We start from the raw sequence: 13183 nt of genomic DNA, 5'->3' as shown, positions 1-13183 counted from the left end.
ACGGCCCGCGGCGGCCGACGCGCGGTTGTCGGTGCCGGATGTCACGCTGAAATCACCAGGACCTGCGAAAGGGGAACTGCCGTGATCACCACCGACGTCACTCCCGGCGCCCCCTGCTGGCTCGACCTCGGCACCCCCGACGTCCAGGCCACCGCGGCCTTCTACGGCGCGGTGCTCGGCTGGGAGTACGAGCCGATGGGCGAGACGGAGGGGGACATGGAAGGCGGGATGTTCCAGAAGGACGGCAAGACCGTCGCCGGACTCGGCAAGCTCACCGAGGAGGGCGCGCGCCCGGCCTGGATGATCTATTACGACGTGACCGACGCGGACGCCACGACCCAGGCCGTGGAGCGCGGCGGCGGCACGGTGCGAGTGGCACCCAGGGATCTCGGCGAATGGGGGCGGATGGCGCAGTACAGCGACCCGCTCGGAGGCCAGTTCGCCGTCTGGCAGCCGGGGCGGAACACGGGCTTCGAGCTGGTGGAGGAACCGGGCTCGCTGACCTGGACCGAGCTGTACACCACCGACGCGGTGGCCGCGCGGGAGTTCTACGGCGGGGTCTTCGGCTGGCAGTTCAGCGACATGGAGATGCCGGGCGGCGTCGGTACGTACACCCTCATCACGCCCGCCGGGCTTCCCACGGAGCGCATGCAGGGCGGTCTGATGGAAGTCGGCAAGGAGGATCTCGCCCTGGCGGGCGGGCACCCGTACTGGCATCCGGTCTTCGCCGTCACCGACTGCGACGCCGCGGTCGCCGAGATCACCGGGCACGGCGGCGGTGTGCAGACGGGCCCGGCGGACGCGGAGGGCGTCGGCCGGCTGGCCGTCTGCCTCGACCCGTCGAACGCGGACTTCGTGGTCCTCGACCCGGCCCGCGCCTGAGCCGACACGGCCGACAGAGGGGGCCCGGACCCACCGGGCCCCGTCTGTCGCGGTCTGGGAGCGGCCCTTGCGGCCCCCGCCCGGTGCTCGGCGGTGCGGAACGAGCGACGGGCGCTCGGGTTGTCCTGCTGACGGGTCCCTCCACGTCGGGAGACCAGCCGTGCTGTCCGGTGCCCTGGTGGCGGCTCGGTCCCTGGCCGTGCGGCGGCTCGGACGCCTGCGGTTTCCTAAGGGCTGTCCCGTAATTCCCGGCGGGCGCGCGACGACAATCACCCCTCTGTCGGTCGCTCCTGTCCCGGGAGTTCGCGCCTTTCCAGCGGCCGCACGGCGGGGCCCTGGAGCACCCGTCCGTCCGGGGCGAAACGGGAACCGTGGCACGGGCACTCCCGTGCCTGCTCCGCGTCGTTGAAGGACACGATGCAGCCGAGGTGGGTGCAGCGCGCCGAGACCGCCCGGACCTCCCCGCTCCCGTCCCGGTGGACGGCGAGCTGCCGGGCTCCGAGGCGCACCACGGCGCCGTGCCCCGGTGGGACGTCGTCCGGCGCGAGCCCCGTCACGGGCGGCAGCCGGTCGGCGACGAAGTGCCGGGCCACCTGGGCCTGGTGCTTCAGGAACGACGTCCCCTCGCGGAACACGGATGCCAGGCGGCGCGGATCGTACAGGCCGTCCCACGCGACCTCGCGGCCGTTGATGAGGTCGCTGAGCAGCCCGCCCGCCATGATGCCGCCGCTCAGACCCCAGCCGCCGAAGCCGGTGGCCACGCAGGTGTGCCGGCTGCCGGCGTGGAGGGGGCCGACCAGCGGGACGGAGTCGGTGGAGTCGTTGTCCTGCGTGGCCCAGCGGTGGGTGAACGTGAGCCCGCCGAAGCGGTCGTCGGCCCAGGCCGACAGCCGGGCGAACCGCTCCTCGACGTCCGCGGTGCCCGGGGCGAAGTGTTCCCCGGTGACGATCAGCAGGCGTTCGCCGTCACGGTACGGCGCGGTGCGCACCGACCGCGTGGCCCGCTCGGGGGTGATGTACATGTCGCGCGGGGCTCGGCCCTCGTCGAGAGGCGCGGCGACGACGAGTTCACGGCGTGGACTCAGGCGGGTGAACAGCAGAGCGCGGTCGAACACGGGACAGTGCGTGGCGACCACGACCTCGCCGGCGCGCACCGCCACACCGCTGTCGGTGCGCAGCACACAGGGTTCGCCCTCGGAGAGCCCGACGACGCGCGTCCCCTCGTACACCGTGCCGCCGCGCCTGAGCAGGTCGTCGGTGAGCGCCGGCAGGTACTTGCGGGGATGGAACTGGGCCTGCCCGCTCACCCGGACCGCCCCGGCGACGGCGAAGGGCAGTCCGGTCTCGGTGACGAACTCGGCCGGCAGCCCCGCCGCCCGCGCCGCCTCGGCCTCCGCCCGCAGTGCGCCGACCCGCCGCGGGTCCTCGGCGTACGTGTACGCCGCCGTCTCCTCCCACTCGCAGTCGATGCCGAGTTCGTCGACGATCTCGCGGGCGTGGCGGATCGCCGCGGTCTGCGAGCGCGCGTACAGCCGTGCGCCCTCGGGGCCGCGGGTGCGGCGCAGATGCTCGTAGACCAGGGTGTGCAGGGCGCTCAGTTTGGCCGTCGTGTGCCCGGTGACCCCGGCGGCCACCCGGTCGGCCTCCAGTACCGCCACCTCGCGTCCCTGCCGGACCAGTTCCCAGGCCGTGCTGAGTCCGGCGATGCCGGCGCCGATCACGGCGACGTCGACGGTGAGATCGCCCGAGGGCGGGGGAGCGGGAACGCCGGGCGGCGCGGTCTCCAGCCGGCGCGATCCCCGGCGGACCCCCTGGATTCCTGTGTCGGCGTTCATGGCGCCCGAGTGCCCGGCGCGGTGCGCGATACGCCCGAAATGGAGGTCTTCGTCGCCGAGGACCCGGGTACTCGGCGCCGTGCGGAACGACCGTCAGCGAGGAGGAGCACATGAGCACGGTGAAGGAAGCAGTGGACGTCGAGGTGCCCGTCCACGCCGCCTACAACCAGTGGACGCAGTTCGAGGAGTTCCCGCGCTTCATGGAGGGCGTCGAGGAGGTGCGGCAGCTCGACGACCGGCACAACCACTGGATCACCAGGATCGGCGGGGTGCGGCGCGAGTTCGACACCGAGATCGTCGACCAGTTCCCGGACGACCGGATCACCTGGCGGGCCGTCGAGGGCGAGACCCGGCAGCGGGGATCGGTCAGGTTCCAGCGACTCGACGACACCCACACCCGGGTGGAGCTCACGATGGACATCGAGCCCACCGGCATGATCGAGAAGGGCGCGGACATGTTCGGCATGATCGACCGCCGCATCAAGGGGGATCTCCACCGCTTCAAGGAGTACATGGAGCAGCGCGGGGGAGAGACGGGCGCCTGGCGGGGTCGGATCCGGCCCGAGAACCCCGGTTCGACCCTCTGACAGGTCCCCGTGCCCGCCGGCCGCGCCGGCGATCGCGGCCACCGGCCGTCGCCCCGACGGCTGACCGGACGAACGGTCCGTCCTTCCGGCCCGGGGCGGCGGCCGGCTCGTCCGCTCAGTCCGGGGCGGCGGCCGCGTCCTCGACGGTCTCCCGCACGACCAGGACGGCATCGGCTCCGGTGAGCTCGAGCACACGCCGGAGCTGGGGTGCCGGCGCGGCGACCCGCAGGGTCCCGTCCTGGTGGAGGCGGAGCAGGAGGTTCAACAGGGTGGAGTCCGCGAAGCTGATCCCGGAGGCGTCGAGCACCACCCGCGAGTGTTCTTCGGCGGCCGCTTGCAGCGCCTCGGCCAGCGGACCCAGCGAGTTCAGGTCGTAGGAGCCGCTCGCCACGACCACCCAGGCGCCGCCCGACGCGTACTGAACCGGTCCCGTCGGCTCGGGCGCCTCGTCGCCGAGTTGGGCAGTCGGCTCTTCACCGTGTCTGTCGACCGGACTCATGCCCAGCAGTATGCCCGCTGGGACGGTTCCGCGACCGCTCCTCGCCGTTCCGCGGCATTCACCAGATTTTCCGCGAGGGGTTCCCCTGTCGAACTCCCTGAAGTGAACTATGAGACATCGTTGTCATCGCCCGCCGACCCGAAAGGCACCGACATCATGTCGTTAGCCGCCGCCCTCCCGTCCCCGCCGCCCTCGCCCGGCCGCCGAAGACTCCTCACGCTCGCTCTGGCCGTCGGCACGATCGTCGCCACACTGGTTCCGGTGTCCGCCGCCACCGCCCAGAGCCGTGATGTCGCCGCCTACGACGCCGTCGACCCGTTCATCGGGACCCGGCTGGACACCACGCAGAACAAGGGCAACAGCGCCTACGGCAACACGTATCCGGGCGCCACCGTGCCGTTCGGCATGGTGCAGTCCAGCCCCACCACCTACCGCTCCTCGGACGGAGACCAGAAGGGCGGCTACGAGTACACCGCGGACAAGATCCGCGGCTTCGGCATGACCCGCCTCTCCGGCACCGGATGCGAGGGCCGCTTCAGCGGCTTCGACTTCCCCGTGCTCCCCTACACCGGCGCCCTCGCCGACGGCGCCCTCCCCGCCAGCCCCGCCACCTCGGTCACCGACTACTACCTCGGTTTCGACCACTCCACCGAGAAGGCCGACCCCGGCTACTACTCCGTGGACCTCGCGGACGGCGTCTCGACGGAGCTGACCGCCACGACGCGCACCGCCGTGAGCCGTTACGACTTCCCCGCCGAGGGCGGCTCGGCACTGCTGCTCGACGTGGCCGGCTCCAACAACCGCGTGTTCGGCAGCGAGGTGACGGTCGACGGAAACACCGTCAGCGGCTGGGTGGAGACCGCGTCGGTGTGCGACGAGGGCGGCCGCTACCGGGCCTACTTCTCGGCCACCTTCGACCGGCCCGTCAGGTCCTACGGCACCTGGGAGGGCTCCGCGGTGCGGCCGGGCGTCGCCTCGGCCTCCGGCGGGACCACCAAGCACGGCGCCGGCGCCTGGCTCGTCTTCGACAAGGGTGCGAAGGTCACCGCGAAGACCGGCCTCAGCTACGTGAGCGTCTCGAACGCCGCGCGCAACGCCGCCGCCGAGACCCGTGGCCGCGGCTTCGACCGGGTGCGTGCCGAGGCCGCGCGGGTGTGGCGGGACGCGCTCGGCACCGTCGACGCGGACGGCGGCACCCGTGAGGAGCGCGTGAAGTTCTACACCGCGCTCTACCACTCGCTGCTCCACCCGAACGTCTTCGACGACGTCAACCGCGAATACCGGGGCTACGACGGCCAGATCCACCAGGTCGCCAAGGGCCGCCACGAGTACGTCACCTACGCCGGCTGGGACACCTACCGCAGCCAGTCGCAGCTGGTCGCCCTGCTGTTCCCCGAGGTCGGCAGCGACATCGACCAGTCGATCACCGACATGGTGCGCCAGACCGGCAGGTGGCCCAACTGGCCCCACCTGAACCAGGCGCAGCAGAAGATGAGCGGCGACTCCCTCCAGTCCGTGCTCGCCTCGATCGACGCGTTCGGCAGCACCGACTACGACCGCCGGGCCGCCCTGGAATCGATGAAGACCACCCAGACCCTGCCCGCCGACTCCACCCTGCGCAGCTACGCCTACCAGTACGAGTCCGTCGGCTTCATCGAGAACGCCAAGGGCGACTCGGCGACGTCGAAGACGCTCGAGTACGCCGTCGACGACTTCGGCATAGCCCAGCTCGCCAGGCGCCTCGGCGACGAGGAGACGTACGGCCGGTTCATGGTCCGCGCCCAGAGCTGGCAGAACCTCCTGGACGACACCGGCGACGCCATCCGCCCGCGCAGCCGCACCGGCTTCGACCGGAACTTCGACCTCGGTGAACGAGGCGACCAGTTCGAACAGGCCACCGGCTACCAGTACGGGTGGATGGTGCCGCAGAACGTGGGCACCCTCATCGAGAAACGGGGCGGCATCGAGGCCGCCACCAAGGCCCTCGACGAGCACACACAGAACCTGGACGCGGGCGTCTACGACACCACCGGCGCCTACCTGAGCAACCAGCCCAGCTTCAGCATGCCGTACGTCTACAACTGGCTCCGGCAGCCGAACCGTACGGCCGACGTGCTGCGCCGTGCCGTCGACGAGATGTACGACACCACCCCGTCGGGACTGCCGGGCAACGACGACCTCGGCTCGCTGAGCAGCTGGTACGTCTGGGCGAACATGGGCATCTATCCCGCCGTGTACGGCACCGCGAACCTGGTGGTCGGCGGCCCGATGTTCGACCGCGTCGTGGTGGACAGCGCCGGAAGCGGCCGCAGGATCACCCTGAACGCGCCGGGCGCCGACCGTGCCTCGTACGTGACGGGCATGAAGGTCAACGGCCGGGCCACGACCCGGTCCTGGCTGAACGAGGACTTCGCCCGCAAGGGCGGCAGGCTCGACTTCACGATGTCCCGCACACCCGGCACCTGGGGCACCCGGGCGGCCGACGTCCCCCCGTCGTACACGGACGGCACCGACGCCCGCAACAACACCGGCACCACCCCCGACGGCCACGGCGACCTCGGCTCCCTCGACCTCAGCGACAACTCCCTGTCCCGGGAACAGCTCGCCGCGGCGGGCGCCGCCCCGGGCGCCGCGCTCCCGCTCGGCGACACCGGCATCGAGTTCACCTGGCCCGACACCGAACCCGGGCAGCCCGACAACTGGATCCCGCACGGCCAGCGCATCCCGATGGGCGGCGTGCCGGCCGGCGGCGTCTCCTTCCTCGGCCTGGCCACCAACGGCCCCTCGCAGGGCACCGCGGTCGTCGAGTACACCGACGGCTCCACCCAGTCCGTCCCGGTCCAGTTCACCGACTGGACGCCCGGCACCGCCTACCAGTTCGGCAACGTGCCTCTGGTGACGACGACCGGCCGCAACCGGGCCGCGGGCGGATCCGACACCCTGCAGGCCAAGGTGTTCGCCACCAGTCCCCAACTCCTGGATCCGGCCAGGCGGGTGGCGGCGGTCGTCCTGCCGCAGGGCACCGACCGCGGCGTCATGCACGTCTTCGACGTCGCCCTGACCGCGCCGCTGCCGTCCGCACCCACGGCGGACCGCTGACCGCCCGGCGCCGGTCCGCGGCACCGACCCGGTGGTGCGGACCGGCGCCGACGGCCGGCGGGACAAGGGGTGCGCCGGGCGGAGTGCACGTGGCGCTGTCCGCGGACGGCTGCCGCGCCGTGTCGTGCGACGGTGTCGGCACGTGCTCCGCTGGGAGCCGGAGCGGGAGTACACCCGCCCGCCCGGATGATCCGGGTACCTGCCCGGTGGCTCACCCCGCCCAGGCCGGGGCGGGGGCCTGCATCGTGCGGGAGTGGTACAGGCGGGCGTAGGTGCCGCCCAGGGCGAGGAGTTCGTCGTGGCGGCCGGCCTCGGTGAGCCGGCCGTGTTCGAGGACGAGGACGCGGTCGGCGTCGGGGGCGAGGTCCAGGTCGTGCGTGATCATGAGGGTGGTGCGACCGGCCATGAGGCGCCGCAGCGGTTCGACGATGCGGCGCGCGGCGATGGCGTCGAGGCCGGTCGTGGGTTCGTCGAGGACCAGTACGGGGGCGTCGCGCAACACCGCCCGGGCGATGGCGAGGCGTTGCAGCTGGCCTCCCGACAGGCGGGCGGAGTTCGGGTCGACCTGGGTGTCGTAGCCGTCGGGCAGCGCGGTGATGAAGTCATGGGCGTCCGCGGTCCGGGCGGCCTCCTCGATGGCGTGGTCGCTGGCGCCGGGCCGGCCGCAGGCGATGTTGGCGCGGACGGTGTCGTGCAGGACGAGGGTCTCCTGCGGGAGCAGGGCGACGTACTCGCGCAGCCGGTCGAGGGGGAAGGCGCCGAGCGGGGTGCCGTCGAGGAGCACGGCGCCGGAGTCGGGGTCGTAGAAGCGCAGGAGGAGTTTGGAGAGGGTGGACTTGCCGGCGCCGCTGGGGCCGGTGATGATCACGGTCTCGCCGGGCCGCACGGTGAAGGAGAGCGCGTCGAGGGCCGTGGCGGAGGTGCCCGGATAGCGGAAGGAGACGTCCCGTACCTCGATGGTGCCGTCGGGCCGCCCGGTCGGCGGGTGCGCCGGGCGTTCGGGGTCGCTGACGGCGGGCCGGGCGTCCAGGATCTCGACGAGCCGCTCGGCGCCCGCGGTGGCGGCGGTGACGAGCAGGCCGAGCTGGGCGAGGCTGCGGATGGGCGGGTAGAGGTAGCTGAGCAGGGCCGCGAAGGCCAGCAGCCGGCCGAGGGTCATCTGCCCGGCGGAGATCTCCCAGACGCCGATGCCGATCACGGCCAGCACACAGACGGTCTCGATGACCTGGACGATCTGGCCGTACGCCTGGTTGAGGCGGGCGGAGCGCACGGACGCCCGGAACCAGGCCGTCGCCTCCTGCTTCAGCCGCCGGCGTTCGGCGTCCTCACGGCCGTAGGCCTGGGTGAGGACGAGGTTGCCGAGTGACTCCTCCACCACCGAGGTGACCGCGCCGTCGGCGACCCGGCCGTCCCGGGCGACGGACCGGACGCCGGCCGAGAACTTCCGTGCGGCCAGCCAGAACAGCGGGGCGAGCGCGAAGGTGGCCGTGGCCAGGTCCCAGCGCAGCCAGAACGCGGCCGCCGCGTAGAAGACGGCGCTGAACAGCGCGGAGGCGGTGCCGAGGAGGCCGGAGACGGCCATCTGCTCGATGGACTCGACGTCACCGGTCAGCCGCGAGAGCAGATCGCCCTGGCGGTGCCGCTGGAAGAAGTGCGGGGGCAGTTTCTGCACATGGTCGAAGACCCGCTCGCGCAGCCGCATCACGAACCGCTCCGAGACCCAGACGGAGAGGGAGCCGCCGGCGTAGCCGATGGCCGCGCCGACCACGGCGAGGGCGAGCCACTGCGCGGCGGGGGTCCAGAAGGCGTCCAGGGAGCCGTTGCTCAGCGCGTTGTCGGTGAGGTCGCCGAACAGCAGGATGGCGGCGGTCTCGGCGAGCGCTCCGAGGACGGTGCACAGCCAGACGGCCACGAGCCAGCGCCGCAGCCCGCTGGTCAGGGGCCAGAAGCGGCGGAAGGCGGCGCGGGCGGTGAGGGTGCCGGCACTGTTCTTTCCGTAATCCTCGTATTGTTCCGGGTGCTGTTCCTCTTCTTCGTACGGCGCTTTTTCGTTTCCCTGGAAAATCGGAAATCCGTAATCGGAGAGTTCGATGCCGGATGGAATGCTCCGAGGATATGTCCCCGGTGAATGATCCGTGGGCGCGCGCATATTTCTCCCTGCGATCCGTGCACAGCCGTGGACGGTGCGTGAGTGCCGGAGGGCCGGCGCGTGTGCCGCCGGCCCTCCCGCTCTCAGCTGGGGTTATGCGTCAGGCGCCGGGCTGCTGGGGGCGCAGGGGGGCGCCGGGGCGCGGACGGCGACGGCCGGCCTGCTGCGGGGGCGGCGGAACCCGGTTGGGGTTCGGGCCCTGGTTCGGGTCCGTGTCGGGGTTGCGGCGAGGGGTAAGCGAGGAAATCACCCTGAAGCTCATGCCGACTCCTTCTGAGTTTCCAGTACCTGCACGGGATGGGAATTCCGTACGGAGGGGGAAGGGATCAGGGCCGTCGCCCTGGGCGATCCCGCCGCCCGATGAGAAGGAACTTAACACGGAGCTGTGCGCCGCAACGGGAAATTCAGAATTCAGCCCGCGAATGAATGCTGTGAAAACCTTGGTAATTCCTGGGATCTGAATGTCTGTCAGACCGGTGGTGGGGAAGTTCGCAGGTGGGTCCGGGGTCGGAGGGCTGTGGGTCCTCCGGGGTCGCCTCGTCGGCCGGCTCCGTCGGTTGCTCTTCTTCGGGCGCGGGCTCCTCGGTCACGGGCTCCTCGGTGACCGGTTCCTCGGTGACCGGTTCCTCGGTCGCGGGTTCCTTTGTCGTGGGCTCCTCGGTCGTGGGCTCCTCCGGCGCGGGTGCGTCGGTCGCGGGCGCCTCGGCCGCCGGCTCCGCGGCCGGTTCCCGGCTCGAAGCCGCCGCGGGTTCCTCGGCGCCGGCCGGGTCCGTGGTGCCCGAGGGGGAAGCTGCCGGGACGTCGGCGGCGCCGGCCCCGGCCGGCCCGGGGCGGTCGCCGTTCTCGGCGGCGGCCTTCTCGGCCACGACGACGGTCGCCGCCGGGGCCTTCGACGGCTCGGTCACCGGCACCCGCACCGCGGGCGCGTCGGCCACCGGGGTGCGCTGCGCCGGCGCCGGGGCGGATTCGGCCGGGCCGAGAACGAGGAAGAGCGCGGTGGCGCCCGCCGCGAGCGCCCCGGCCGCCACCGCCACCGGCGCCTTCGAACCGCCGATCGTGGCGTCGCGCACTCCGTGCAGCAGACCGGCACCGTGCCCGGCGCCCTGCCCGGCCGCGGCCGCGCCGGCGGAGCCCGCGGCGAACGCCGCCAGGAACTTGCTCGTGCCACCGCCCAGCGCGAGCACGAGCAGGGCCGGGCCGGCCAGCGCGGGCAGCCGGTCGTTGGCCCGCATCAGCGCGGCGAGCCGTGCGCGGCAGTCGTCGCAGGCGTCCACGTGACCGAGCAGCCGTTCACCCTGCCGCGCGGTCGCGGCGCCGCGGACGTACGCGGGCATCCGGGCCCAGTACACCTGGCAGGCGGGGTCGTCCGGGGCGCCGGTCTGGGCGCGCAGATACGCCTGCCGCATGCCCTCCCGGGCCCGGTGCAGCAGGACCGCCGTCGCCCCCTCCTTGGTGCCCAGCTGGGGGCCGATGGCCGACAGCGGGTGGCCCTCCGCCTCCGCCAGCCACAGCGCCTTCACCCACCGCTCGGGCAGCTGGCCCAGGACCCGCACCACCAGGTCGACGCGGGACACCTCCTCGGCCGGGTCGCCGCCGTGCCCGCCGGTCTCGGGTCGCTCGTCGGTCTGCGGATCCTGCGGCGTCTCGCGCACCGCGGTCCCGGAGGCGATGGCGAGATGCCGCACGGTCGTCCGCAGGTACGCCGGGACGTTGTCGATCTCGTGCCCCTCGGCGAGCCGCCGCCACACCCGGAAGTGCGCCTCGGCGACGAGGTCCTCGGCGGCCCACGCGTTTCGGGTGAGCGAGCGGGCGTACGCGACGAGACGGGGCTGCTGCTCCTCGTAGATCCGGGCGTACCGGGCCGTGGCGGAGGGTGGTGCGGAGGCGGCGGTGGACCTGTCGGACATGGAGGAACGCTCCAGTTGCCTGCTGAGGGGCGGAAGGATTTGTCAGCCTAGATGACAAAACTTTCAACGAAAGTTGCGGCTGCCGTGTGATGTGACGCACATCACGACCGCGGGTGCCGTGGCGGCCGGGCCGGGGACGCCAGGTCATGCCCGGCCGTGCGCCTCCTGGGAACGGCGGGACAGCGCGTCGATGACCACCGCGGCGAAGAGCACCCCACCGGTGATCACGAACTGGACCGCCGGGGGAGTGTCCGTGATCGCCATGCCCGAGGCGATCGACTGGATGACCAGCATGCCGAGCACCGCCGACCAGGTCGTGCCGCGTCCGCCGAACAGGCTGGTGCCGCCGATGACGGCCGCCGCGATGGCGTTGATCAGCAGGACGCCCGAGCCGGAGGTCTGGCTCACCGAGGTGATGCGCGAGGCCAGGAACAGGCCGCCGATCGCGGCCATCGTGCCCGAGACGGCGAACACCGCGGTCTGTACGCGCGTCACGTCGAGACTGGCGCGCCGGGCCGCCTCGATGCTCCCGCCGACGGCGTAGACCTGGCGTCCGTAGTGGGTGCGGCGCAGCAGGACGTCGAGCCCGGCCACCAGCACCAGGAAGATCAGCAGGGCGAGCGGGAGCCCCTGGAAACGGTTGAGCAGGTACGCCGTACCGAACGCGATCACCGCGGTGCCTCCCGTGCGCACCGCGACGGCCCGCAGCGGGCGGTGCGGCATGCCCACGGCCCGCCGGCGCCGGCGGTCCCGGTCGGCGGCCAGGAACACCGCCGCCGTGGCCACCGCGGCCAGGCTGTAGGCGACGGCGTCCTGGGTGAAGTAGTAGTTGGTGAGGTCGGCGACCAGCCCGTCCTCGTCGAGGTTGACGGTCCCGCTGTCGCCGAGCACGGCGAGCATCAGGCCGTTCCAGGTGAGCAGCCCCGCGAGGGTGACGACGAAGGCCGGCACCCGGGTCCGGGCGATGGAGTAGCCCTGTACGACGCCTGCCACGGTGCCGGTGAGCACCCCGATGACGAGGGCCAGCCATTCCGGTACGCCGTTGTTCACGTTCAGCACCGCGAAGGCGGCCGCCGCGAGACCGCTGATCGAGCCGACGGACAGGTCGAGCTCGCCGAGCAGCAGCACGAAGACGATGCCGACCGCGATCATCCCCGTCCCCACGATGTCCACGCTGAGATTGGACAGGTTGCGGGGCGAGAGGAAGTTCTCGTTGAGGGACTGGAAGGTGATCCAGACGACGGCGAGGACGCAGATCACGGGCAGGGATCCCGGCTCACCGGCGCTCACCTTGCGGCGCAGGAGCGCGAGTCCGGCTCGCACCGCTCCCGCCACCGTGCGCCGGGGGTGCGGCTCGGGAGGGTGCGGGCCGGCCGCGGAGCTCTCGGCCCGGGCGCCCTCCGCGGCCTTGTGCATGTCGCTCACCACCCCGACTCCCGGTGGGCCGGCCGGCGGGGCACGTTCTCCGTGGCGCCGGTGATGGAGGAGATGATCTGTTCCTGGGACACGGTGTTCACGTCGAAGAAGCCGTTGTTGCGGCCGAGCCGCAGCACCGCGGCCCGGTCCGCGAGCGCCTTCACGTCGCCCATGCTGTGGCTGATGAGCAGGACGCCCAGACCGCGGTCGCGCAGCCGGTCGATCAGGTCCAGGATCTCGGAGGTCTGCTCGAAGCCGAGTGCCGCGGTCGGCTCGTCCAGCAGCAGGACGCGTGGCTCGGCGAGCAGCGAGCGGGCGATGGCGACCGTCTGCCGCTGGCCGCTGGAGAGCGAGGCCACGGGGCCGCGCAGATCGGGCACGCGCCGGGTCAGGCGCTCCAGCAGCCGTCGGGTGCGGCGTTCCATCTCCATCTCGTCGAGGAAGCCGTACCTGCGGATCTCCCGCCCGAGGAACAGGTTCCCGACGACGTCGAGGTTCCCGCACAGCGCGAGGTCCTGGTAGACGGTGGCGATGCCGAGGTCCCGCGCGTCGTGCGGGCGTCTGATGTGGACCGTCCGGCCCTCCCACTCGATGACGCCCTTCTCCGCCGGGGCCACCCCGGAGATCACCTTCACCAGGGTGGACTTGCCGGCCCCGTTGTCCCCCAGCAGGGCGACGACCTGGCCGGAGTGGATCTCCAGCTCGATGTCGGTGAGGACGTCGACGACGCCGTAGCGCTTGCACACCCCGCGCAGCGCCAGCAGGGGGGGATCCGGCACCGAAACCAACTCCTTCCCCGGGCCCGCCTC

10 protein-coding genes are annotated in these 13183 nt (G+C 72.3%); 3 read left to right on the top strand and 7 right to left on the bottom strand.

Annotation, left to right across the window (positions count from 1 at the left end):
- The first annotated feature begins 81 nt into the window (after positions 1–81).
- Positions 82–882, top strand: coding sequence for a VOC family protein (locus tag ABT057_RS02815; protein WP_352340615.1), 801 nt, complete (start codon positions 82–84; stop codon positions 880–882).
- Positions 883–1151: 269 nt separating this feature from the next.
- Here the strand turns inward: ABT057_RS02815 and ABT057_RS02810 are convergent, their stop codons facing one another.
- On the bottom strand, positions 1152–2717 hold the full coding sequence (locus ABT057_RS02810) for an FAD-dependent oxidoreductase (protein ID WP_352340614.1): 1566 nt from the start codon (positions 2715–2717) through the stop codon (positions 1152–1154).
- A gap of 110 nt (positions 2718–2827) precedes the next feature.
- Between ABT057_RS02810 and ABT057_RS02805 the strand changes: the two genes are divergently transcribed.
- Positions 2828–3304: an SRPBCC family protein gene (locus tag ABT057_RS02805; protein WP_352340613.1), complete on the top strand. Its 477-nt coding sequence runs from the start codon at positions 2828–2830 to the stop codon at positions 3302–3304.
- Between the two features lie 115 nt (positions 3305–3419).
- On the opposite strand, the gene ABT057_RS02800 is transcribed toward ABT057_RS02805, so the two are convergent.
- Complete coding sequence (locus ABT057_RS02800) at positions 3420–3803, bottom strand: STAS domain-containing protein (protein ID WP_352340612.1); 384 nt, start codon at positions 3801–3803, stop codon at positions 3420–3422.
- A gap of 156 nt (positions 3804–3959) precedes the next feature.
- Between ABT057_RS02800 and ABT057_RS02795 the strand changes: the two genes are divergently transcribed.
- A complete protein-coding gene (locus tag ABT057_RS02795; RefSeq protein ID WP_352340611.1) occupies positions 3960–6902 on the top strand; it encodes a GH92 family glycosyl hydrolase in 2943 nt (980 codons plus the stop codon).
- A gap of 211 nt (positions 6903–7113) precedes the next feature.
- On the opposite strand, the gene ABT057_RS02790 is transcribed toward ABT057_RS02795, so the two are convergent.
- The 5 genes from ABT057_RS02790 to ABT057_RS02770 all read right to left on the bottom strand — a co-directional run bounded on the left by ABT057_RS02790 (position 7114) and on the right by ABT057_RS02770 (position 13153).
- Positions 7114–8814 (bottom strand): ABC transporter ATP-binding protein, encoded by a 1701-nt coding sequence (locus ABT057_RS02790; RefSeq protein ID WP_502973760.1) that lies wholly within the window; start codon positions 8812–8814, stop codon positions 7114–7116.
- A gap of 337 nt (positions 8815–9151) precedes the next feature.
- Positions 9152–9313: a hypothetical protein gene (locus tag ABT057_RS02785; RefSeq protein WP_352340610.1), complete on the bottom strand. Its 162-nt coding sequence runs from the start codon at positions 9311–9313 to the stop codon at positions 9152–9154.
- Between the two features lie 142 nt (positions 9314–9455).
- Positions 9456–10958 carry a sigma-70 family RNA polymerase sigma factor gene (locus tag ABT057_RS02780; protein WP_352340609.1) on the bottom strand — a complete coding sequence of 501 codons (1503 nt, stop codon included), beginning with the start codon at positions 10956–10958 and terminating at the stop codon, positions 9456–9458.
- 144 nt (positions 10959–11102) lie between these two features.
- On the bottom strand, positions 11103–12374 hold the full coding sequence (locus tag ABT057_RS02775) for a sugar ABC transporter permease (protein WP_352340963.1): 1272 nt from the start codon (positions 12372–12374) through the stop codon (positions 11103–11105).
- Positions 12375–12379: 5 nt separating this feature from the next.
- Positions 12380–13153, bottom strand: coding sequence for an ATP-binding cassette domain-containing protein (locus ABT057_RS02770; protein WP_352340608.1), 774 nt, complete (start codon positions 13151–13153; stop codon positions 12380–12382).
- Positions 13154–13183 lie beyond the last annotated feature (30 nt).

This window comes from Streptomyces sp. NPDC002588, assembly GCF_040295925.1.
Classification (GTDB): domain Bacteria; phylum Actinomycetota; class Actinomycetes; order Streptomycetales; family Streptomycetaceae; genus Streptomyces.
This window is presented reverse-complemented; position numbering and strand designations above follow the sequence as displayed.